The following is a 21,509-nucleotide window of genomic DNA, read 5'->3' on the forward strand; positions in this document are numbered from 1 at the left end:
TTCGAGCGCCCGCGGAACCTCGCGGCCACGGCCCGCCACAATCACGTGATGCGCGCCTTGCTCACCACCTTCTCCTGGCAGGAACTGCGCCATCACCCCTGGCGCAATGCCGCGGCCATATTGGCTGTGATGCTGGGCGTGGCGCTCGCGTTCTCGGTGCAGCTGATCAATGCCTCGGCGCTCGACGAATTCTCCAGCGCCGTGCGCTCGGTCAACGGGCAGCCCGACCTCGAAGTGCGCGCGGTGCAGGGCAGCTTCGACGAAGCCGTGTTCGCGCGCGTGGCGCAGCATGCGCAGGTGACGCTCGCAAGCCCCGTGCTCGAGTTCCAGGGCCTTGCGCTGTCCGGCGACCGCCAGGTGCCGATGCGCGTGATCGGCATCGATGCGCTGGCGCTGCCCACCATAGCACCGGCGCTGATGCCGCAGCCGCGCAGGAATGCCGACCGTTTCGCGATGCTGGCGCCGGGCCATGTGTTTCTCAACGCCGCGGCGCGCAACGTGCTCGGCCTGCCGGCCGAAGCCGCCGAACCGGCGGAAGGCCGCGCGGAAACGGTCGAGCTGCGCAGCGGCAGTGCATGGCAGCGGCTCGCCGTGGCGGGCCATGTCGCCGCGAGCGGAACGCCGCTGGCGGTGATGGACATCGCGGCCGCGCAGGACCTGTTCGGCAAGCTGGGCCAGCTCAGCCGCATCGACCTGAGGCTAGCACCGGGCACCGACCAGTCGGCGTTCATCGCTTCGCTGGAGCGGTCGCCGGGCTGGCCCGCGGGCTTGCAGTTTGCCCAGCCCGCCGACGCGGCCGAGCGCGTGAGCAATCTCTCGCGCGCCTACCGCGTCAACCTCACGGTGCTGGCGCTGGTGGCGCTTTTCACCGGGGCGTTCCTGGTGTTCTCGGTGCTGGCGCTGAGCGTGGCCAAGCGTGCGCAGCAGTTTGCGCTGCTCGGCGTGCTGGGCCTCACGCCGCGCGAGCGGCTGCGCCTGGTGCTGGCCGAATCGCTGGTGCTGGGCCTGGCCGGGAGCGCCGCGGGGCTGGCGCTCGGTACGGCGCTGGCGACCTTCGCGCTGCGCGTGCTCGGCGGCGACCTGGGCGGTGGCTACTTCGAAGGCGTGGCGCCCACGCTGCACTGGAGCACCGCGTCGGCGCTGCTCTACGGCGGACTCGGCGTGGCTGCGGCGCTGGTGGGCGGCTGGTGGCCCGCCCGCGCAGCACAGGCGCTGCCCGAGGCACAAACCCTCAAGGGGCTGGGTGCCGCGCCGGTCCAGGGCAGGAGCCACTGGCTGGCCCTCGGCCTCATTGCCGCGAGCGCGGCCTTGGCCAACCTGCCGGCCGTCGGGGGCATCCCGGTGGCGGCCTACCTCTCGGTGGCTTGCCTGCTGGTCGGCGGCATCACGGCGCTGCCCTGGCTCATCGCGCTGCTCTACGACCGCGTGGCGCCCGCGTTTGCGCAGCGCGTGTTGCCGATGCTCGCCATCGAGCGCGCAAGGCGCATGCGCGGCACCGCGGCAGTGGCGGTCAGCGGCGTGGTCGCGAGCCTGAGCCTCGCGGTGGCTCTCACGGTCATGGTCGCGAGCTTCCGCGATTCGGTGACGCGCTGGCTCGACGTGGTGCTGCCGGCGGACCTCTATCTTCGCGCCACCTCGAGCGGCCGCTCCGGCAATTCGGGCACCCAGAGCAGCAGCGACACCGCCACCTTCGCGCCGGCCTTCGTGCAGGCGCTGGCCCGGCTGCCGGGTGTCGAACGCACCGGCACGCTGCGCACACGCTCGCTGCAACTGGACCCGGCACAACCCGCGGTCGCGCTGATTTCGCGCAGCCTGGAAGACGGCGCCGCGCAGGCCCTGCCGCTGGTTGGCGCCGCACTGCCGGTGCCCGCGGGACAGGTCGGCATCTACGTGAGCGAACCGATGGTCGAACTGTACGGCGCCAGGCCGGGCGATCTGTTCGCGCCGCTTGTGCCGGCCTTGGGCAGCACCTCCGGTTCAGCACCCGCGAGTTTCTTCGTCGCCGGCGTGTGGCGCGACTATGCGCGGCAGTTCGGCGCCATCACCATGGACGCACGCGATTTCGAACGCCTGACCGGCGACCGCAACGTGAGCGATGTCGCGCTGTGGCTCGCGCCAAATGCATCCGAGGGCGCGGTGCAGGCCGCAGTGCGCGAACTGGCGGCGCGCCGCGGCGGCGCAAGCGGCGAGTCGGCGTCGAACATCGAGATCTCCTCCGTCGGGCAGATTCGCGCGACCTCGCTGCGCATCTTCGACCGCAGCTTTGCCGTGACGTATTGGTTGCAGGCCGTGGCCATTGCCATCGGCCTCTTCGGCATCGCCGCCAGCTTCAGCGCGCAGGTGCTCGCCAGGCGCAAGGAGTTCGGCCTGCTCGCGCACCTGGGCTTCACGCGGCGGCAAGTGCTGGCGGTGGTGGCCGGCGAAGGCGCCGCATGGACGACGATCGGCGCCGTGGCGGGGCTCTTTCTCGGGCTTGCGGTGTCGGTGGTGCTGGTGAAGGTCGTCAATCCTCAGAGCTTTCACTGGACCATGGATCTGCTGGTGCCCTGGGGCCGGCTCCTGCTGCTTTGCGCCGCCGTTGTTGCGGCCGGGACGGTGACGGCGTGGATGGCAGGGAGGGCGGCTGCGGGGAAGGATGTGGTGCTGGCTGTGAAGGAGGATTGGTAGCTTTTTTGAGTTCCGAGGCCGGGTGTCGCCCCGGCGGGCGACTCACTTTCTTTGCTTCGCCAAAGAAAGTAAGCAAAGAAAGGCGACCCCTACTGTCTGCGTCCCTTCGCTGCGCTGCGGGAAACCTGCGGTGCTCTCCAAGCCCCTCTGTATGCGCCGAGGAGCGCAGGGTTTCGCGGATCAGGGCTCGCAGCTGTTTGAGCGAAGCGAGTTCTGCGAGACCCCGCGAAACCCGAGCACCGCAGGTTGCCCGCAGCGAAGCGCAGGGTCGCAGACAGTGGGGTCGCCTTTCTTTTGCCTACGTTTCTTTGGCGAAGCAAAGAAAAGTAGGTCGCCCGCCGGGGCGAGTCCCGGCCTCGGAAAACAAACCAAGCCCCGCGAACCCGTGACTTGTAGACTGCACACCCATATGCAGCAAACACCCCCCAGCTGGCAAGGCAAAGCCATCCGCCGCATCGAAGCCGACTACCACCGCAGCGCCGACACGCACCTCATCCCCCTGCCCCTGCCAACGCTCGCCGCCCAAGGCATCGACCTGTACCTGAAGGACGAGTCGACCCATCCGACAGGCAGCCTCAAGCACCGCCTCGCGCGGTCGCTTTTCCTCTATGCGCTGTGCAACGGCTGGGTGCGCGAAGGCACAACCATCGTCGAGGCTTCGAGCGGCTCCACGGCGGTGAGCGAAGCCTACTTCGCGCGGCTGCTCGGCCTGCCCTTCATTGCCGTGATGCCGCGCAGCACCTCGCCGGAGAAGGTGGCGCAAATCGCTTTCTACGGTGCGCGCTGCCACTTCGTCGAGCACGCGGCACAGGTCTACGAAGAGGCGCGTGCGCTGGCCGAGCAGACCGGCGGCCACTACATGGACCAGTTCACCTACGCGGAGCGTGCAACGGACTGGCGCGGCAACAACAACATCGCCGAAAGCATGTTCCAGCAGATGGCGCGCGAGCGGCATCCGGTGCCGGCCTGGATCGTGGTGGGCGCGGGCACCGGCGGCACCAGCGCCACCATCGGGCGCTATGTGCGCTTTCGCTGCCACGACACGCAGGTGTGCGTGGCCGACCCCGAAGGCTCGGTGTTCTCGGCCTATCACCGCACGGGCGACACCACGCTGACGGCGGCGGGCTCGCGCATCGAAGGCATCGGCCGGCCGCGCGTGGAACCGAGCTTCATCCGCACGCTGGTCGACCGCATGATCGAAGTGCCCAACCTCGATTCGGTGGCCGCCATGCATGCGCTCTCGGCGCTGCTGGGGCGCAAGGTCGGGCCTTCGACCGGCACCAACTTCGTCGGCATGCTGGCCATCGCGCGCGAGATGCGCGCAGCCGGTACGCAGGGCTCGATTCTTTCGCTGCTGTGCGACGCGGGCGAGCGCTACCTGCCGAGCTATCACGATGCGACCTGGGTGCAAAACGCGTTCGGCGACATCGCACCGGCGCAGCAGCGCATCGACGCGCTGGTTGCGCAGTGATGCCGCCGCCGGCCCGCGTCCACCTTTCGCGGCGCAGCGTGGTGCTCGCGGCGCTGGCCGCCACCGCGTCCACGGGCTGGGCCTTGCCGGCGCGCACGCTGGCGTTCCCTCGCGACTTCGGCAGCCACCCCGACCTGCAGACCGAATGGTGGTACATCACGGGCCACGCCAGGACGGCGGCCGGCCGCGAGTTCGGTTTCCAGGTCACGTTCTTCCGCTCGCGTGTCGATGCGGCGCAAGCGCTGCGTTCGGCCTTTGCGGCCAAGCAGCTCGTGTTCGCGCACGCGGCCGTCACCGACCTGGAAGGCCGCGTGCTGCTGCACGACCAGCGCATCGCACGCGCGGGCTTCGGCATTGCCTCGGCCAGCGAAGCGGACACCGACGTGCGCCTGCGCGACTGGTCGCTGCTGCGAAGCAAGGACGGCAGCTATTCGGCGCGCGTCGCGTCCGGCGAGTTCTCGCTCGACCTGCGGTTCACGCCCACGCAGCCCGTGCTGGCGCAGGGCAATGCCGGCCTGTCGCGCAAGGGCCCCGAGGAGGCGCAGGCAAGCTACTACTACAGCGAGCCGCAGTTGAAGACACAGGGAAAGCTCACGCGGAAGGGCCAGGCCTTCGACGTCGGCGGCACCGCCTGGCTCGACCACGAATGGAGCGAGGCCTTGATGCATCCCGATGCCGTCGGCTGGGACTGGATCGGCATGAACCTGGACGACGGCAGCGCCCTCACCGCGTTCCATCTGCGCCGCCGCGACGGCAGTGCCTTGTGGGGCGGCGGTTCGTTTCGCACGCGGGACGGTGCGTTGCGCATCTTCGGCAGCGACGAGGTGCGCTTCGAGCCGGTGAAGGCGTGGACCAGCCCGCGCACGCAGGCGGCGTACCCCACGCAGTGGCGCGTGCAGACCCCCTCCGGCAGTTTTGAAGTGCGTGCGCTGCTCGACGACCAGGAGCTGGACAGCCGCGGCTCGACCGGCGGGGTGTACTGGGAAGGCGTGAGCGACCTGCTCGATGCGCAAGGGCGGCGCATCGGCCGGGGCTACCTGGAGATGACCGGCTACGCCGCACCGCTGCGGCTGTAGCGCTTCAGCCGGGCGCGCAGCGGATGGCCATCAATGCGAGCCGCGCCCCTTGCGCCGCTCGAAGAAGGCGATGACCTCGCCCATGATGCCCTTGCGGAATGCGAGCACGCAGATCACGAAGATCAGGCCCGTGACCATGGTCACCGATTCGCCGAGCGTGTTGAACCAGTCGACCCCCGTGAGGCGCGCCATGAAAGCGCCGAAGTCGCCGACCTTGTTCTCGAGCAGCACCACGACCGCAGAGCCCACCAGCGGCCCCGAGAGTGTGCCGAGGCCGCCCACCAGCGTCATGAGGATCACGTGGCCCGATGCGGTCCAGTGCACGTCGCTGAGCGAGGCGAAGCCGAGCACCAGCGTCTTGAGCGAGCCCGCCAGGCCCGACAGCGCGGCCGAGATCACGAAGGCCAGCAGCTTGAAGCGGTTGACGTCGTAGCCCAGCGAGATGGCGCGCGGCTCGTTCTCCTTGATGCCCTTGAGCACCTGCCCGAACGGTGAGTGCACGGTGCGCGCGATGAGCAGGAAGGCCGCCACCACGATCACCAGCGCCACGTAGTACATCGTGAGGTCGTCGCGCAGGTCGATGAGGCCGAAGAGCTTGCCGCGCGGCACGCTCTGCAAGCCGTCTTCGCCGCCCGTGAACGGTGCCTGCAGTGCGACGAAATACATCATCTGCGCGAGCGCCAGCGTGATCATCGAGAAGTAGATGCCCTGGCGGCGGATGGCCAGCCAGCCGAACACCAGCCCGAGCAGCGCGCCGGCCAGCGTGCCGGCGATCAAGCCGAGCTCCGGCGTCAGGTGCCAGACCTTGAGCGCATGGCCCGTGAGGTAGGCGGCGCCGCCCAGGAACGCGGCATGCCCGAAGGACAGCATGCCGGTGTAGCCCAGCAGCAGGTTGAAGGCACAGGCGAAGAGTGCGAAGCACAGCACCTTCATCACGAACACCGGATAGAAGCCGATGAAGGGAGCGGCGACGAGCGCCAGCAGCAGCACCCCGTAGACGACGAGCGATATTTTCTTCATGGACTTATTTCTCGCTGCCGAACAGGCCCGCGGGGCGGATCAGCAGCACCACGACCATGATCACGAAGACCACGGTGGCCGAGGCCTCGGGATAGAACACCTTGGTGAGCCCCTCGATCACACCGAGCCCCAGGCCCGTGAGGATCGCGCCCATGATCGAGCCCATGCCGCCGATCACGACGACCGCGAACACGATGATGATGAGGTTCTGTCCCATCAGCGGAGATATCTGGATCACCGGCGCGGCCAGCACGCCGGCAAAGGCCGCGAGCGCCACGCCGAAGCCGTAGGTCAACGTCACCATCAGCGGCACGTTGACGCCGAAGGCCTCGACCAGCCGCGGGTTCTCGGTACCGGCGCGCAGGTAGGCGCCGAGCCGCGTCTTCTCGATGGCATACCAGGTGGCAAAGCACACGACCAGCGATGCGACGACCACCCAGGCGCGGTAGTTCGGCAGGAACATGAAGCCCAGGTTGGTGCCCCCGCTCAGCGCCTCGGGCGTGCTGTAGGCCAGGCCCGAGACGCCGTACACCGAACGGAAGCCGCCCTCGATCAGCAGCGTGAGGCCGAGCGTGAGCAAGAGGCCGTAGAGGTGGTCGAGCTTGTAGATCCAGCGCAGCAGCAGCCGCTCGATCAGCACGCCGAACAGGCCCACGATCAGCGGCGCCACCAGCAACATGACCCAGTAGTTGACGTTGAAGTACGTCATCGCCATCCACGACAGCACCGCCCCCATCATGAACAGCGCGCCATGCGCGAAGTTGATGACGTTGAGCAGCCCGAAGATCACCGCCAGCCCAAGGCTCAGGATCGCGTAGAACGACCCGTTGACCAGCCCCAGAAGGAGCTGGCTCAACAGGGCAGGCATGGAAATGTTCATCGTGCAGGCGAGGTTCGAAAAGACGGCGACGGCTTCGCAACGAAGCCGCCGCGCACGCACGCCCCCCGGTCAGGAAGGGGTGCGAAGCGGCAGGCGGTGCGCGAAGGCTGGGGAGCGACCAACAGTTATTTCCAGAGCGCGCAGGTGCTCTCTTCCTTGGTCGTGTAGACCTGGTCGCCCGGCACCTTCTTGACGATCTTCAGCAGGTCCCACGGGCCCTTGGATTCCGAAGGCTTCTTGACCTCGGCCAGCAGCATGTCGTGCACCATGCGGCCGTCGGCGCGGATCACGCCCTTGGCGTAGAAATCGTTGATCGGCGTCTTCTTGAGCTGGGCCATGACCTTGTCGGCGTCGGTGCTCTTCACGGCCTCGACCGCCTTCAGGTAGGCCATGGTGGCCGAGTAGTCGGCAGCCTGGATGTCGGTCGGCTTGTTCTTGGTCTTGGCTTCGTAGCGTGCGGCCCACTTGCGCGACTCGTCGTCGGCGTCCCAGTACCAGCTGGTCGTGTGCAGCAGGCCTTGCGTGGCCGGCAGGCCCAGGCTCTTCACGTCGGTGAGGAACACCAAGAGACCCGCGACCTTCATCGACTTGTCGATGCCGAACTCCTTCGATGCCTTCATCGAGTTGATGAAGTCGCCGCCGGCGTTGGCCAGGCCCAGCACCTGGGCCTTGGAGTTCTGCGCCTGCAGCAGGAAGGACGAGAAGTCCGACGCGTTGAGCGGTGCGCGGACCGTGCCAACCACCGAGCCGCCCTTGGACTTGACGACCTTGGACGTGTCGGCCTCCAGCGCATGGCCGAAGGCATAGTCGGCCGTGAGGAAGAACCAGCTCTTGCCGCCGGTGTCGACCACGGCACCGCCGGTGCTCTTGGCGAGCGCCACCGTGTCGTAGGCGTAGTGCACGGTGTAGGGGCTGCACTGCGCGTTGGTCAGCGCCGAAGTGGCCGCGCCGTTGGTGAAGAACACGCGCTTCTTCTCCTGCGCCACCTTGGCGGTGGCCAGCGCCACGCCGGAGTTGGTGCCGGCGAAGATCATCGTCGCGCCGGCCGTGTCGATCCATTCGCGCGCCTTGGAGGCTGCGATGTCGGGCTTGTTCTGGTGGTCGACGCTGAGCACTTCCACCGGCTGGCCGAGCACCTTGCCGCCCATGTCGTCGATGGCCATCTGGATGGCCGTTGCGCCGCCCTTGCCTTCCAGGTCGGCATAGAGGCCCGACAGGTCGCTGATGTAGCCGATGACGACCTTCTCCTGCGCCTGCACGGCATGGCTCGCAAGACCTGCGGCGCCGAGCATGAGTGCAATGATCTTGAGCTTGTTTTGCATGGTGTCTCCTGGGAGGGTTGAGAGAGTCAACAGTGAAAATCGACGGGTGCTCGGCGCCTAGACGCCCAGCAACTCGCTGAGAACGGGCATCTTGGCGTCGAGTTCCTTGGCGCCGAAGGCCTCGACCATGCGGCCGTGCTCCATGACGTAGAAACGGTCGGCCAGCGGCGCGGCAAAGCGGAAGTTCTGCTCCACCATCACGATGGTGTAGCCCTTGGCGCGCAGCGTATGGATCATCCGGGCGAGCGCCTGCACGATCACCGGGGCCAAGCCTTCGGAGATCTCGTCGAGCAGCAGCAGCTTGGCGCCGGTGCGCAGGATGCGGGCCACCGCAAGCATCTGCTGCTCGCCGCCCGAAAGCCGCGTGCCGGGGCTGTTGCGGCGCTCGGCCAGGTTGGGAAACATCTCGTAGATCTCGGCCACAGGCATGCCGGGCCCCGCGCCCTTCAGCGCCGGCGGCAGCAGCAGGTTTTCCTCGGCCGAGAGGCTCGCGAAGATGCCGCGTTCCTCGGGGCAATAGCCGATTCCCAGGTGCGCGATGCGGTGCGTGGGCATGCCGATCGTCTGCACGCCGTTGACTTCGATGCTGCCCTTGCGCGAGCCGGTCAGGCCCAGGATGGCGCGCAGCGTGCTGGTGCGCCCCGCGCCGTTGCGCCCGAGCAGCGTGACCACCTCGCCGGGCTGCACCACCATGTCGACGCCGTGCAGCACGTGCGACTCGCCGTACCAGGCGTGGAGGCCTTTGATTTCGAGCGCGGCGGTCATGTCAGTGCGCCCCTTGCAGTTGTCCGTCGGTGGTGCCCATGTAGGCTTCCATCACCTGCGGATTCTTCGAGACTTCGGCATACGGCCCCTCGGCCAGCACCGCGCCGCGCTGCAGCACCGTGATGGTGTCGGCAATGGTCGAGACCACGCTCATGTTGTGTTCGACCATGAGGATGGTGCGTCCCGCGGAGACGCGCTTGATGAGTTCGGCCACGCGGTGCACGTCTTCGTGGCCCATGCCCTGCGTGGGCTCGTCGAGCAGCATGAGCTCGGGGTCCATGGCCAGCGTGGTGGCGATCTCCAGCGCGCGCTTGTGGCCGTACGGCAGGTTCACGGTCAGCTCGTCCGCCTGGTCCGCGAGGCCGACTTCGGCCAGCAGTTCGCGGGCGCGCGCATCGAGCGGCTCGAGCGTCTTTTCGCTCTTCCAGAAATGGTACGAAGTGCCGAGCGCTCGCTGCAGCCCGAGCCGCACGTTTTCCAGCAGCGTGAGGTGCGGGAACACGGCCGAGATCTGGAACGAGCGGATGATGCCGCGGCGGGCAATTTGCGCCGGCCGTTCGCGCGTGATGTCCTGGCCGTTGAAAAGGATCGTGCCGGCGGTCGGCTCGAGAAACTTGGTGAGCAGGTTGAAGCAGGTGGTCTTGCCGGCGCCGTTCGGTCCGATCAGCGCATGGATCGAGCCGCGCACCACCGACAGGTCGACCTTGCTGACCGCAGTGAACCCCTTGAATTCCTTGGTGAGCTGGCGTGTTTCCAGGATGACGTCGCTCATCTCGCGAAGTCGCCCGGGTTCAGGAAAGATATGTCGGTCATGCGGTCCATCTCGATGCGCCACTATCGAGCGCGGCCTGATTGTTCGTGGCCGACTCCCGCTTGCATACTGGGGCAAATGCCTATGCTGCAGTGCAACTTGTGCAGCCCGCCACACCCTGGCATCGATTGACTGTCGTCACGATGACAATGACGCGCAAAAGTTCAACGCCGCGGGCCCTGTTCGGGACCGCGGCGCTGCTCATCGGTGGCGGCTTCGTGCGCCTTTGGATCGTGTCAGTGCGCGCCCGCTGCGGCGTCGCCGCCGGCCCCGCCCTTTTGCGGCCGTGCCAGCCACACCAGCGGAATCAGCAGCAGGAACAGGAGGGCCGACGCATAGAAGATGTCGTTGGTGGCCAGCATGAACGACTGCTGGTCGACGATGCGATTGACCTGCCCCAGCACCTGCTCCGTGCTGAGCCCGCTGCTCGCAAGCCCCGACATCGCGCTGGCCGCCGCGTTGTTGCCCAGGTTCACCGACTCCGCGAGCTGCGAATGGTGCAGGGCCGCGCGGTTCTCCCACAGCGTGGTGGTGATCGAGGTGCCCATGGCGCCCGCGGTGATCCGAAGGAAGTTCGACAGCCCCGACGCGGCCGGAATGCGGTCGGGCGTCAGGCCCGACAGCGTGATGGTCACGAGCGGGATGAAGAAGAACGCCATCGCGATGCCCTGGATGATCGTCGGGATGATGATGGTGACGAAGTCGGCCTGCGTGTTGAAGTTCGACCGCATCCACAACACCAGCGCAAACACCAGGAACGAGAAGGTCGCATAGCGGCGCGGATCGATCTTGCCGACCGTGAGCCCGACCACCGGCGAGAAGAAGATGGCGAGCAGCCCCACCGGCGCCATGATCATGCCGGCCTGCGTGGCGGTGTAGCCCATCCATTGCTGCAGCCACAGCGGCAGCAGCACCACGTTGCCGAAGAACAGGCCGTACGCCACGGCGGTGGCCACCGCGCCGGACCAGAAGTTGCGGCGCTTGAAGAGCGACAGGTCGACCACCGGGTGCTTGTCGGTCAGCTCCCAGATCAGGAAGAACGCAAAGCCCACCACCGCGATGACCGCCATCGTGACGATCTCGGGCGAATGGAACCAGTCGAGCTCCTTGCCCTTGTCGAGCATCAGCTGCATCGAGCCGACCCACAGCACCAGCAGCGCGAGGCCGATGGCGTCGATCGGCACCTTGTGCGTGGTGCTCTCGCGCTTGCGGTAGAGCGCCCAGGTGATGGCCGCGGCCACGATGCCGACCGGAATGTTGATGTAGAAGATCCACGGCCACGAGATGTTGTCCGTGATCCAGCCGCCGAGCAGCGGCCCCATCACGGGCGCCACCAGCGTCGTCATCGACCACATGGCCATGGCGAGGCCGGCCTTCGCACGCGGGTAGCTCGACAGCAGCAGCGTCTGCGACAGCGGAATCATCGGGCCGGCGACGAAGCCCTGCAGCGCGCGGAACAGGATCAGCGTCGTCATGTTCGGCGCCAGGCCGCACAGCAGCGAGGCAACCATGAACAGGATCACGCTCGCCATGAACAGCCGCACCTGGCCGAAGCGCTGGGTCATGAAACCCGTGAGCGGCACCGCGATGGCGTTGGCCACCGCGAAGCTGGTGATGACCCAGGTGCCTTGCGTGGTGCTCACGCCCAGGTCGCCCGAAATGGCTGGCAGCGACACGTTCGCGATCGACGAGTCGAGCACGTTCATGAAGGTGGCGGCCGAGAGCGCGATCGTGCCCCAGACGCGGGCGGCGCCCTCGAGCGGTGGATGCGCGACGTAGGCGGGAGCAGCAGTGGCCATGGGCTTTGCCTCGAAAACCGTTGACCGCGATCAGCCGGGATGGGATTGCGAAGCGGCCGGTGCCCCGGCCCGCGCGTTGGCGGTCGGCACGGCAGAGCGGTTCGCGGGCGCCGCGGACACGGCCGGTGCGCCACGGCCCAGGTTCGCGGCCACGATGCGATCGACCTCGGCATCGGCGCCCTGGTCGAGCTTGCTGTAGACCTGCGTCTGCGAGATGGCCGCGGCGCGCGGCGCATCGGCCAGCATCTTTCCGCTTTTCTGCGTGATGTCGATCTCGGCATCCATCGACAGGCCGATGCGCAGCGGGTTGGCCTTGAGCTGCTCGGGGTCGAGCGCGATGCGCACGGGCACGCGCTGCACCACCTTGATCCAGTTGCCGGTGGCGTTCTGGGCCGGCAGCAATGCGAATGCGCTGCCGGTGCCCACGCCCAGGCCCGCGACCTTGCCGGTGTATTCGACCTTCTTGCCGTAGAGGTCGGCACGCAGCTTCACGGGCTGGTCGATGCGGATGTTGCGCAGCTGCACTTCCTTGAAGTTCGCATCGACCCACAGCTGGTTGAGCGGCACGATCGACATCATCGGCGTGCCCGCCGCCACGCGCTGGCCGAGCTGCACGGTGCGCTTGGCCACGTAGCCATCGACCGGCGCCGGCAGCGCCACGCGCTGCGTGGCGAGGTAGGCCTCGCGCACCTTGGCGGCAGCGGCCAGCACGCTGGGGTGGCGCGCCACGTCGGTGCCTTCGGTCAGCGACTGGTTGCTGGCCAGCGCTTCGCGCGCGGCCACCACGCCGGCCTGCGCGGCGGCAAGCTGGCTCTTGGCATTGTCGAGCGCCGTCTCGGCGTGGTTGAGCTCTTCCTTGGAGACCGCGCCATTGCCCGAGAGCGCGCGACGGCGCTGCAGGTCGTCCTGCGCCTTGGCGATGTCGCTCTGCGCCTTCACGATGTCCGCCTGTCGCAGCGTGACCTGCGCGGCCAGCGAGCCGTTGTTGGCGTAGAGCGTGCGCACCTGGCGCACCGCCTGCGCGAGCGCGGCCTCGGCCTGCTCGAGCGACACCTTCGCATCGGCGGGGTCCAGCTGCACCAGCGGCTGGCCGGCCTTCACGAAGTCGGTGTCGTCGGCATTGATGGCCATGACGGTGCCGCCGATCTGCGGCGTGATCTGGATCACGTTGCCCTGCACGTAGGCGTTGTCGGTGTCCTCGTAGTGGCTGGCAACCAGCCATTCGTAGAGGCCCCAGCCGCCGCCCGCGACGATCACCACGGCCGCGAGCGCCGTGAGTGCGCGGCGGCGCTTGCCGTTGCCGGCGGGTGCTTCGGGCGCTGCGGAAGCGTTGGTTGCAGCGGATGTCGGAGTGTTGTTGTCGCTCATGATGAAGTTCTTTCCGAAGACGAAGAAGTCGGGTCAGTTCAGTGCAGTGCGGACGAAGCCGGCGCCGTAGCGGTGGCGGTGGCCGGCGGCTGCCATCCGCCGCCGAGCGCGCGCACCAGGCCCACCTGCGTGTCCAGCGCGCGGGCGGCGAGGTCGACCGCCAGCCGGCGCTGCGCGAGCACGGCGGTCTCCGCGGTCAGCACGTTGAGGTAGTTGCCGAGGCCCGCGCGGTAGCGCTGCACGGCGATGTCGTAGGCGCCCTCTGCGGCGGTTTGCGCCTCTCGCTGCTGGGCCTGCTGGCGCGCGATCGACTGGGCGCTCGACACCTGGTCGGCCGCGTCGCGCACGGCGTCCAGCACCGTGGCGTTGTAGCTCTCGATGGCCGCATCCTGGTCGGCCGCCTTGCCGCGCAGGTTGGCGCGCAGCCGGCCGCCTTCGAAGATCGGCAGGTGGATGGCCGGGCCCACGCCCCACTGCTCGCTGCCGGACTTGAGCAGCTTGCCGAAGCCCAGGCTCTGGAAGCCGACGAAAGCCGTGAGGTTGACGTTGGGATAGAACTGGGTCTTCGCGTTGGCCACGTCGCTGGTGGCGGCCTCGACGCGCCAGCGCGCGGCGGCGATGTCGGCACGGCGTCCGAGCAGGTCGGCCGGAATGTTGGCCTGCAGCGCGATGGGCTTGACGGTCTCGAGCACCGGCGGCTTGAGCGATGCGGACACGTTGGGCCGGCCCACGAGCGCATCGAGTGCGTGCTGCTGCAGCGCGATCTGCTCGTTCAGCGCTTCGATCTGCTGGCGTGCTTCAGGCAGGCCGCCCTCGCTCTGGCGCAGTTCGAGGCGGGTGTCGAGGCCGGCCGACACGCGGTCGCGCACGAGCTTGAGCGTCTCGTCGCGCTGGGCCAGCGTGCGCTGGGCCACGCCGAGCTGCTCGTTCAGCCGTGCCCACTGGAAGTAGCCGCGCGCCACATTGCTGGCCAGCAGCACGCGTGCGGCATCGGCATCGGCCGCGGCGGCATTCGCGGTGCCGATGGCGGCTTCGAGCGCGGTGCGATTCTTGCCGAAGAAGTCGAGCTCCCAGCTCGCGCCGAGCTGCAGCAGGCCGATGTTCTGGGTCGAGCCGCCCAGCGGCTCCGGATAGATGTAGTTGCTGTTGAACTTCTGGCGGTTCAGCTCGAGCTCGCCGTTCACCTTGGGCTTCAGGGCCGACTCGGCGATGTCCGCCGATGCCTGCGCCCGCGCAAGGCGCGCACGCGCCACCTGCAGGTTTGGATTGCCGGCCACGGCCTGGTCGATCAGCGCGTCGAGCTGCGCATCGCCGAAGGCCCGCCACCATTGGCTGTCGACACTGGGCACGACCGCGGCATTGGTGTCGGCGGCAATGCCGAGCGACGAGGCATCGCGAAGCTTCGCCTCGGAGCCGATGCCGGCCATGTCGGCACAGCCGCCCAGCGCAACCAGGAGGAGCGCGGCGGCCACGACGGGGGTGCGGCGCATGGCGCGTGCGGCAAGGGATTCAGTCATTTTTTTCTCCACGGGCCGCGAGGGCCTGGGCGTTGTCGAGGATGCGGCGCAGGTAGCCCTTGAGCTGCTCCCACTCTTCGTTGGTGAAACCCGCCAGGTGCTCGTTCTGCACGCGGCTCAGCACGTGCGGAACCTCCTTGGCGGCGGCACGGCCCTCTTCGGTCAGTTCGATGTTGACCACGCGGCGGTCTTCCAGCGAGCGGACGCGCCGGCACAGGCCCTTGGCTTCGAGCCGGTCGAGCAGGCGCGTCATGGCACCGGCATCGAGTTCGCAGGCCCGCGCCAGCTCGGCCACGGTGGTGGCCGCGCCGACGTGCAGCTTGTACAGGGGGAGCCATTGGGGAAAGGTCGGGCTGCCGGGTTCGCACATGCGGGTTTCCACGGCCTGGGCCACGGCGCTCAATATGCGCCGCATCAAATACCCGATGCTTTCCTCGGCCTTGTAGGTCTCGGCACGGTAGAAGTCGGCCGGCCGCAGCTTCGGATCGCCGGAGACCGGGACTTTCGGGGTGTCTGCATCGCTCATGGCGGAAATATTAGTTGCCCAAGCAATTATTGTCAAGGCTGCCTTTGTGGTGGCAAGGGTCGGTAGAATCCGGCCATGGCTTCTTCCCCCCTGTCAACACCGGCCAAGGGCTCGCCCCGATCGCTGTCGGGCCTGAGCCCTTTTCTCCGGCCCTACCGCGTGCAGATCGTGCTGGCGGGCGTCTTCCTGGTGTTCGCAGCCATCACGACGCTGGTGTTTCCGCTGGCGCTGCGCAGCCTGATCGATGGTGGGCTGGTCAGCGCCGACAAGGGCTCGCAGACGATGGCGCTGCGCGAGCACTTCGGCGCCCTTTTCGCGGTGGCCGTGGCGCTCGGGCTTTTTTCGGCCGCGCGCTTCTATACGGTGAGCTGGCTCGGCGAGCGCGTCACGGCCGACCTGCGCAATGCCGTGTACAACCATGTGCTGCGCCAGAGCCCCGCATTCTTCGAGACCACGCAGACGGGCGAAGTGCTGTCGCGCCTGACGGCCGACACCACGCTGGTACAGACGGTGGTCGGCTCCTCGCTGAGCATGGGGCTGCGCAACGCGGTCATGGGCGTGGGCGCGCTGGCGGTGCTGATCTGGACCAATCCCTACGTGATGGTCCAGGTACTGGGCATCCTGGTGCTGGTGGTGCTGCCGAGCATGTGGTTCGGCCGGCGCGTGCGCAAGCTCTCGCGCGCCAGCCAGGACCGCGTGGCCGACTCGAGCGCGATTGCCGCCGAGGTGCTCAATGCGATCCCGGTGGTGCAGAGCTACACGGCCGAAGCGCGCGAAGCCGGCCGCTTCAATGCCTCGACCGAGAACGCCTTCAGGACCGCGGTGCGCCGCACCAAGGCCCGCTCGGTGCTGGTCGCCTTCATCATCATCGCCACCTCGGCCGCGCTGCTGTGGGGCCTGTACCAGGGCACGCAAGCGGTGCTGCGAGGCGACATCACGGCCGGGCACCTGGGCCAGACGGTGGTCTACGTGGCCATTCTCGCGAGCGCGACCGCCGTGCTGGGCGAGGTCTATGGCGACCTGCTGCGGGCCGCCGGCGCCACCGAGCGCCTGATGGAATTGCTGCACGCACCCGCGGCCATCGTGTCTCCGCCGAAGCCGGCGGCCGCGCCGGTACCGGTGGCGGGCAGCGCGGTGCGGTTCGAGGCGGTGACCTTCCACTACCCCTCGCGGCCCGGCACGCCCGCGCTGAAAGACTTCAGCCTCGGCGTCATGCCCGGCGAAACCGTGGCACTGGTGGGCTCGAGCGGCGCCGGCAAGAGCACGGTGTTCCAGCTGCTGCTGCGCTACTACGATCCGCAGTCGGGGCAGCTGCTGCTCGACGGCGTGCCGCTCGCTTCGCTCGCGCTCCCCGACCTGCGCACCCGCATCGGCCTGGTGCCGCAGGACGCCGTGATCTTCTCGGCCAGCGCTTTCGAGAACATCCGCTATGGCCGCCCCGAAGCCAGCGCCGACGAAGTGCATGCCGCCGCCCGCGCCGCCTTTGCGCACGACTTTCTCATGGCGCTGCCCGAGGGCTACGACACCTTCCTGGGCGAGCGAGGGGTGCGCCTGTCGGGCGGACAGCGCCAGCGCATCGCCATTGCGCGCGCCATTCTCAAGAACCCGCCGCTCCTCTTGCTGGACGAAGCCACCAGCGCGCTCGATGCGGAGAGCGAGCGCATGGTGCAGGCGGCGCTCGAATCGGCCATGGAGGGACGGACCACGCTGGTGATTGCGCACCGCCTCGCAACCGTGCAAAAGGCCGACCGCATCATCGTGCTGGACCACGGCGGCATCGTCGAACACGGAACGCATGCCGCGCTGGTGGCGCAAGGCGGGGTCTACGCCCGCCTGGCCGCGCTTCAGTTCACGGCCTGAACCTGCGGGAGAGGCTGCAGACTACTGCAGCGTTTCCTTGAGCGCAGCGGGAATCGGCAGCGGCATCACCTGGATGCCTTCGTCGAGCAGCGCCTCGGTCTGCTCGCGCGTGGCCCGGCCGCGGATCCCGCGCTCCTCGGCTTCGCCGTAGTGCATCTTGCGGGCCTCGTCGGCAAAGCGCTCGCCGACGTCTTCGGTCTTTGCAAGCACCTCGCGCACGGCGCGCATCCAGCGCGCCTCGGGAGACATTTCGGCCGGGGCCTGCGCCTTGTCGGGCGAGGCCGGTGCCGCGGGTGCCGCAGCGTTCGCCGGTGCCTTCGGGTTGCCCAGGTTCAGGCGCGGCGCGCTCAGGAGTTTGACGATGCGCGTGTCGGCACAGACCGGGCACTCGACCAGGCCGGCCGAGAGTTGGGATTCGAACGCCTCGCTGGATGCAAACCAGCCTTCGAAGCCGTGGCCATGCGAGCAGCGTAGATCGAGAACCTTCATGCGCGGATTATCCCGCGCCGCCTTGCGAAGCGGGGGCCTTCCAGTCGAGTTCCCATGCGCCCGACAGGACGTTCTGCAGCCAGAGCGTGCAAGTGAGCGACTTGGCGTCGGTGATGGTGCCGTCGCGGCACCAGCCGGCCACTTCCTGCGGCGTGGCCGTGAACACGTCGAGGAACTCGCCGTGGTCGAGCTGGCGCGTGCCGAGCGACAGGCCGCGCGCAAAGTAGATGTGGATGATCTCGGTCGAATAGGCCACCGCCAGGTGCATGGCGCCGGCATAGGCCCATTCGCGCGCGGTGTAGCCGGTTTCCTCGAGCAGCTCGCGCTGGCCGCAGAGGAACGGGTCTTCGCCGGCGTCCAGCTTGCCGGCCGGAAACTCGGTCATCACGTGCGCAACGGGGTAGCGGTACTGGCGCTCCAGCACCACGCGGCCGTCGTCGAGCAGCGGAACGACCACCACCGCACCCGGATGGATCACGTATTCGCGCGTCGCGGTGTGGCCGTCGGGCAGGCGCACCGTGTCGCGGCAGACCTTGAGGAAATTGCCGTCGAGGAGGACCTCGCTCGCGGTGCGTTCTTCCTTCAGGTGCGATTCGGCATTGGAGTCGGAAGTCATGTCAGTGCCTGTGCTTCATGAGGTAGCGCCAGGTGAACCCTGGAAAGGCCAGCACGATGAAGAGCGCGCCGGTCACCGCGTAGAACTCCCAGCCCTGCGGCGCGATCTGCCCTGCCCTGCGTTCGAACAGCAGGCCGACGCCGCCGGCGACGAAGTACAACGCCACGAGTTCGGCCAGGCGGATCGCCAGCGGCTTGGGCTGCGTGCGCAGCGTTACGACGCCGAACAGCCGTTCGTTGAGGAACGGCAGGTTGGCCGCCAGCAGCGCCACCACGAGCACGACCCAGACCGAGGCGGTTTGCGACACCGTGCGAAGGCCGGGATCAGTTGGCCAGCGTCGCGACGATGGCGTTGGCGCACAGCGTCATGAGGCCGCCGGGAACGATGCCCAGCACGAGAATCAGCAAGCCGTTGATCGACAGCACGGTGCGCACGTCGCGCGGCGCCGACACGGTGCTGGCGGTGACGGGCGCGTCGAAGTACATGACCTTGACCACACGCAGGTAGTAGAAGGCGCCGATCAGCGACATGATGACCGCGAACACCGCAAGGCCGATGTAGATCGCCTGGCCCGACGCGATCAGCGCCTGCAGGACCGCGAGCTTGGCATAGAACCCGACCAGCGGCGGCAGGCCCGCGAGCGAGAACATGGCGATGGCCATCACGCCGGCATACAGCGGGCTGCGCTGGTTCAGGCCCGCCAGGTCGGTGATCTCTTCGCTCTCGAAGCCTTCGCGCGCCAGCAGCAGGATGATGCCGAAGCTGGCCAGCGTGGTCAGAACATAGGTCACGATGTAGAACATCGAGGCGCTGTACGCGAACTGCGCGTTGTAGGTGTTGCCGTTGACCACGCCCGCCACCAGGCCCAGCAGCATGAAGCCCATCTGCGCGATGGTCGAGTAGGCCAGCATGCGCTTGAGATTGGTCTGCGCAATGGCCGCCAGGTTGCCCACCAGCAGCGAGGCGATGGCCAGCAGGGCCAGCATCTGCTGCCAGTCGAAGGCCAGCGGCAGCAGCCCTTCCACCAGCAGGCGGATGATGATCGCGAAGGCGGCCAGCTCCGGCGCCGCGCCGATCAGCAGCGTGACCGCCGTCGGGGCGCCCTGGTACACGTCGGGCACCCACATGTGGAATGGCGCCGCCCCCACCTTGAAGGCCAGGCCCGCAACGATGAACACCAGGCCGAACACCAGCACCTGGTGGTTCACCTTGCCGCTCGCGATGATCTTGAACACCTCGTTGGTGTCGAGCGAGCCGGTTGCGCCGTACAGCATCGACAGGCCGTACAGCAGGAAGCCGCTGGCCATGGCGCCGAGCACGAAGTACTTCATGGCCGCCTCGCTGGCGACCGCGTTGTCGCGGCGCAGCGCCACCAGCGCGTAGCTCGACAGCGTGAGCAGTTCGAGGCCCAGGTAGATCAACAGGAAGTTGCTGCCCGAGATCATCACGAACATGCCCAGCAGCGCGAACATGCTGATGGTGAACATCTCGCCGCCGCGCAGCATCTCGCGATCGGCCGCGTAGGGCCGGCCGTAGACCAGCGTGACCATCAGCGCCACGGTGGCGAAGCACTTGAGCCAGTTGCCCATCGGATCGCTCACGACCATGCCGCCGAAGCCGTAGATCGTCTTGCCGTCGTTGGCGGCGATGCCGGTCAGCACGGCCACAACGGCCAGCGTGAGCAGCGTCAGGACGTAGGTGCGCGTGCGGCGGGCGCTGGTGGTCGACAGGTCGACCAGCGCAATGATGCAGGCCATGACCAGCAGCACGATTTCGGGGTAGATCGCGACCCAGCTGAGTTTGTCAATCATCTCGTTCTTTTCTTCAGCGTGGCAGTTTGGGGGTTGCCACGTGGCGCAGGAGCTCCGTCACAGAGGTGTCCATCGCATCGGTGAAAGGCTTCGGATAGATGCCCATCCACAGGACGGCAATGGCCAGCAGCGAGAGCATCAGGAACTCGCGGGCGTTGATGTCGGTGAGTTCCTTGACGTGGTCGTTGCCGACCGGGCCGAGGTACACGCGCTTGTACATCCAGAGGGTGTAGGCCGCGCCGAAGATCAGCGCGGTGGCGGCACCCAGGCCGATCCAGAAGTTGGCCTTGACGGCGCCCAGGATGACCATCCATTCGCCCACGAAACCGGCGGTGCCCGGCAGGCCGCAATTGGCCATGGCGAACAGCAGCGCGAACGCGGCGAACTTGGGCATGGTGTTGACCACGCCGCCGTAGTCGGCGATCTGGCGCGAATGCACGCGGTCGTAGAGTACGCCGATGCCGAGGAACATGGCGCCCGACACGAAGCCGTGCGCAATCATCTGCACGATGCCGCCGGACACGCCGAGCTCGTTGAAGATGAAGAAGCCGAGCGTCACGAAGCCCATGTGCGCGACGGACGAGTACGCCACCAGCTTCTTCATGTCTTCCTGCACCAGCGCCACCAGGCCGACGTAGATCACCGCGATCAGCGACAGCGCGATCATGAGCCAGGCCCATTCGTGCGAGGCGTCGGGCGCGATCGGCATCGAGAAGCGCAGGAAACCGTAGGCACCGAGCTTCAGCATGATCGCGGCCAGCACGGCCGAGCCGCCCGTGGGCGCTTCGACGTGCACGTCGGGCAGCCAGGTGTGGACCGGCCACATCGGCACCTTGACCGCGAAGGCGGCAAAGAACGCGAAGAAGAGGAAGGTCTGCGCGGTCGAGCCCAGCGGCAGCTTGTGCCAGCTCAGGATGTCGAAGCTGCCGCCCGACTTGTTGTACAGGAAGATCAGCGCCACCAGCATCAGCAGCGAGCCGAGCAAGGTGTAGATGAAGAACTTGAAGGCCGCGTAGATCTTGTTCGGCCCGCCCCAGATGCCGATGATGAGGTACATCGGGATCAGCGTGGCTTCGAAGAACACGTAGAACAGGATGCCGTCGAGCGCGGCGAACACGCCGATCATGAAGCCCGACAGGATCAGGAACGCGCCCATGTACTGGTTCACGCGCTCGGTGATCACTTCCCAGGCCGAGATCACGACCACCACGGTGATGAACGACGTCAGCAGCACCAGCCACATCGAGATGCCGTCGATGCCGAGGTGGTAGTTGACATTGAAGCGCGCGATCCAGCTCGCCTTCTCGACGAACTGCATCGCGGCGGTGCCGTTCTGGAAGCCCGTGAAAAGAGGCACGGTCACCAGGAAGCTCACGATCGCGCCGACCAGTGCGACCCAGCGCACGCCCCTGGCATGCTCGTCGCGGCCGAACGCCAGCAACGCGACACCGAATGCGATCGGCACCCAGATGGCAAGGCTCAACAAACCCATTTTTATTTTTCTCCAGCGC

Annotated in this window: 18 protein-coding genes; 4 read left to right on the top strand and 14 right to left on the bottom strand. The window is 67.6% G+C overall.

The window, feature by feature from the left end:
- Window positions 1–48: 48 nt before the first annotated feature.
- From ABID97_RS20350 to ABID97_RS20360, 3 genes are all read left to right on the top strand, one after another.
- Window positions 49–2,667, top strand: coding sequence for an FtsX-like permease family protein (locus ABID97_RS20350; RefSeq protein WP_354400331.1), 2,619 nt, complete (start codon window positions 49–51; stop codon window positions 2,665–2,667).
- A 409-nt stretch (window positions 2,668–3,076) separates the two neighbouring features.
- A complete protein-coding gene (locus tag ABID97_RS20355) occupies window positions 3,077–4,138 on the top strand; it encodes a PLP-dependent cysteine synthase family protein (protein ID WP_354400332.1) in 1,062 nt (353 codons plus the stop codon).
- Window positions 4,138–5,214: a lipocalin-like domain-containing protein gene (locus tag ABID97_RS20360; protein ID WP_354400333.1), complete on the top strand. Its 1,077-nt coding sequence runs from the start codon at window positions 4,138–4,140 to the stop codon at window positions 5,212–5,214. The genes ABID97_RS20355 and ABID97_RS20360 overlap by 1 nt, the downstream gene beginning before the upstream one ends.
- Window positions 5,215–5,244: 30 nt before the next feature.
- Here the strand turns inward: ABID97_RS20360 and ABID97_RS20365 are convergent, their stop codons facing one another.
- From ABID97_RS20365 to ABID97_RS20405, 9 genes are all read right to left on the bottom strand, one after another.
- On the bottom strand, window positions 5,245–6,234 hold the full coding sequence (locus ABID97_RS20365; protein WP_354400335.1) for a branched-chain amino acid ABC transporter permease: 990 nt from the start codon (window positions 6,232–6,234) through the stop codon (window positions 5,245–5,247).
- A gap of 4 nt (window positions 6,235–6,238) precedes the next feature.
- Entirely contained in the window at window positions 6,239–7,114 is an 876-nt protein-coding gene (locus tag ABID97_RS20370) for a branched-chain amino acid ABC transporter permease (RefSeq protein ID WP_354400336.1), read from the bottom strand.
- Between the two features lie 125 nt (window positions 7,115–7,239).
- The gene (locus tag ABID97_RS20375) at window positions 7,240–8,436 is read right to left on the bottom strand and encodes an ABC transporter substrate-binding protein (protein ID WP_354400337.1); all 1,197 of its coding nucleotides are present in this window, start codon (window positions 8,434–8,436) and stop codon (window positions 7,240–7,242) included.
- Between the two features lie 57 nt (window positions 8,437–8,493).
- Window positions 8,494–9,201, bottom strand: a complete 708-nt coding sequence (locus ABID97_RS20380; RefSeq protein WP_354400338.1) for an ABC transporter ATP-binding protein — start codon at window positions 9,199–9,201, stop codon at window positions 8,494–8,496.
- A gap of 1 nt (window position 9,202) precedes the next feature.
- Window positions 9,203–9,973 carry an ABC transporter ATP-binding protein gene (locus ABID97_RS20385; RefSeq protein WP_354400340.1) on the bottom strand — a complete coding sequence of 257 codons (771 nt, stop codon included), beginning with the start codon at window positions 9,971–9,973 and terminating at the stop codon, window positions 9,203–9,205.
- Window positions 9,974–10,248: 275 nt separating this feature from the next.
- The gene (locus ABID97_RS20390) at window positions 10,249–11,811 is read right to left on the bottom strand and encodes a DHA2 family efflux MFS transporter permease subunit (protein ID WP_354400341.1); all 1,563 of its coding nucleotides are present in this window, start codon (window positions 11,809–11,811) and stop codon (window positions 10,249–10,251) included.
- A 30-nt stretch (window positions 11,812–11,841) separates the two neighbouring features.
- The gene (locus tag ABID97_RS20395) at window positions 11,842–13,179 is read right to left on the bottom strand and encodes an HlyD family secretion protein (RefSeq protein WP_354400343.1); all 1,338 of its coding nucleotides are present in this window, start codon (window positions 13,177–13,179) and stop codon (window positions 11,842–11,844) included.
- A gap of 38 nt (window positions 13,180–13,217) precedes the next feature.
- Entirely contained in the window at window positions 13,218–14,696 is a 1,479-nt protein-coding gene (locus tag ABID97_RS20400) for an efflux transporter outer membrane subunit (protein WP_354400344.1), read from the bottom strand.
- Window positions 14,689–15,222 (bottom strand): MarR family winged helix-turn-helix transcriptional regulator, encoded by a 534-nt coding sequence (locus ABID97_RS20405; protein WP_354400345.1) that lies wholly within the window; start codon window positions 15,220–15,222, stop codon window positions 14,689–14,691. Before ABID97_RS20405 ends, ABID97_RS20400 begins: the two co-directional genes overlap by 8 nt.
- A 75-nt stretch (window positions 15,223–15,297) precedes the next feature.
- On the opposite strand from ABID97_RS20405, the gene ABID97_RS20410 reads away from it, so the two are divergent.
- Window positions 15,298–17,082, top strand: coding sequence for an ABC transporter transmembrane domain-containing protein (locus ABID97_RS20410; RefSeq protein ID WP_354400346.1), 1,785 nt, complete (start codon window positions 15,298–15,300; stop codon window positions 17,080–17,082).
- A 21-nt stretch (window positions 17,083–17,103) separates the two neighbouring features.
- On the opposite strand, the gene ABID97_RS20415 is transcribed toward ABID97_RS20410, so the two are convergent.
- From ABID97_RS20415 to ABID97_RS20435, 5 genes are read right to left on the bottom strand one after another with little or no spacing between them, the layout of a single operon-like run.
- The gene (locus tag ABID97_RS20415) at window positions 17,104–17,571 is read right to left on the bottom strand and encodes a DUF1178 family protein (protein ID WP_354400347.1); all 468 of its coding nucleotides are present in this window, start codon (window positions 17,569–17,571) and stop codon (window positions 17,104–17,106) included.
- A 7-nt stretch (window positions 17,572–17,578) separates the two neighbouring features.
- Window positions 17,579–18,187 (bottom strand): NUDIX domain-containing protein, encoded by a 609-nt coding sequence (locus ABID97_RS20420; RefSeq protein WP_354400348.1) that lies wholly within the window; start codon window positions 18,185–18,187, stop codon window positions 17,579–17,581.
- A gap of 1 nt (window position 18,188) precedes the next feature.
- A complete protein-coding gene (locus ABID97_RS20425) occupies window positions 18,189–18,494 on the bottom strand; it encodes a DUF2818 family protein (protein WP_354400349.1) in 306 nt (101 codons plus the stop codon).
- A gap of 16 nt (window positions 18,495–18,510) precedes the next feature.
- Window positions 18,511–19,998, bottom strand: a complete 1,488-nt coding sequence (gene nuoN / locus ABID97_RS20430) for an NADH-quinone oxidoreductase subunit NuoN (RefSeq protein WP_354400350.1) — start codon at window positions 19,996–19,998, stop codon at window positions 18,511–18,513.
- 13 nt (window positions 19,999–20,011) lie between these two features.
- Complete coding sequence (locus tag ABID97_RS20435; protein WP_354400351.1) at window positions 20,012–21,490, bottom strand: NADH-quinone oxidoreductase subunit M; 1,479 nt, start codon at window positions 21,488–21,490, stop codon at window positions 20,012–20,014.
- Between the last annotated feature and the right edge of the window lie 19 nt (window positions 21,491–21,509).

The organism is Variovorax sp. OAS795 (assembly GCF_040546685.1).
GTDB lineage: Bacteria > Pseudomonadota > Gammaproteobacteria > Burkholderiales > Burkholderiaceae_C > Variovorax.

Bases quoted from the DNA above. Each gene is read 5' to 3' on its own strand.
- ABID97_RS20380 (WP_354400338.1), bottom strand. From the start codon at position 9,201: ATGACCGCCGCGCTCGAAATCAAAGGCCTCCACGCCTGGTACGGCGAG.
- ABID97_RS20410 (WP_354400346.1), top strand. From the start codon at position 15,298: ATGGCTTCTTCCCCCCTGTCAACACCGGCCAAGGGCTCGCCCCGATCG.
- ABID97_RS20390 (WP_354400341.1), bottom strand. From the start codon at position 11,811: ATGGCCACTGCTGCTCCCGCCTACGTCGCGCATCCACCGCTCGAGGGC.
- ABID97_RS20370 (WP_354400336.1), bottom strand. From the start codon at position 7,114: ATGAACATTTCCATGCCTGCCCTGTTGAGCCAGCTCCTTCTGGGGCTG.
- ABID97_RS20395 (WP_354400343.1), bottom strand. From the start codon at position 13,179: ATGAGCGACAACAACACTCCGACATCCGCTGCAACCAACGCTTCCGCA.
- ABID97_RS20400 (WP_354400344.1), bottom strand. From the start codon at position 14,696: ATGACTGAATCCCTTGCCGCACGCGCCATGCGCCGCACCCCCGTCGTG.
- ABID97_RS20415 (WP_354400347.1), bottom strand. From the start codon at position 17,571: ATGAAGGTTCTCGATCTACGCTGCTCGCATGGCCACGGCTTCGAAGGC.
- ABID97_RS20360 (WP_354400333.1), top strand. From the start codon at position 4,138: ATGCCGCCGCCGGCCCGCGTCCACCTTTCGCGGCGCAGCGTGGTGCTC.
- ABID97_RS20350 (WP_354400331.1), top strand. From the start codon at position 49: ATGCGCGCCTTGCTCACCACCTTCTCCTGGCAGGAACTGCGCCATCAC.
- ABID97_RS20420 (WP_354400348.1), bottom strand. From the start codon at position 18,187: ATGACTTCCGACTCCAATGCCGAATCGCACCTGAAGGAAGAACGCACC.
- ABID97_RS20355 (WP_354400332.1), top strand. From the start codon at position 3,077: ATGCAGCAAACACCCCCCAGCTGGCAAGGCAAAGCCATCCGCCGCATC.
- ABID97_RS20375 (WP_354400337.1), bottom strand. From the start codon at position 8,436: ATGCAAAACAAGCTCAAGATCATTGCACTCATGCTCGGCGCCGCAGGT.
- ABID97_RS20405 (WP_354400345.1), bottom strand. From the start codon at position 15,222: ATGAGCGATGCAGACACCCCGAAAGTCCCGGTCTCCGGCGATCCGAAG.
- ABID97_RS20385 (WP_354400340.1), bottom strand. From the start codon at position 9,973: ATGAGCGACGTCATCCTGGAAACACGCCAGCTCACCAAGGAATTCAAG.
- ABID97_RS20435 (WP_354400351.1), bottom strand. From the start codon at position 21,490: ATGGGTTTGTTGAGCCTTGCCATCTGGGTGCCGATCGCATTCGGTGTC.
- nuoN (WP_354400350.1), bottom strand. From the start codon at position 19,998: ATGATTGACAAACTCAGCTGGGTCGCGATCTACCCCGAAATCGTGCTG.
- ABID97_RS20365 (WP_354400335.1), bottom strand. From the start codon at position 6,234: ATGAAGAAAATATCGCTCGTCGTCTACGGGGTGCTGCTGCTGGCGCTC.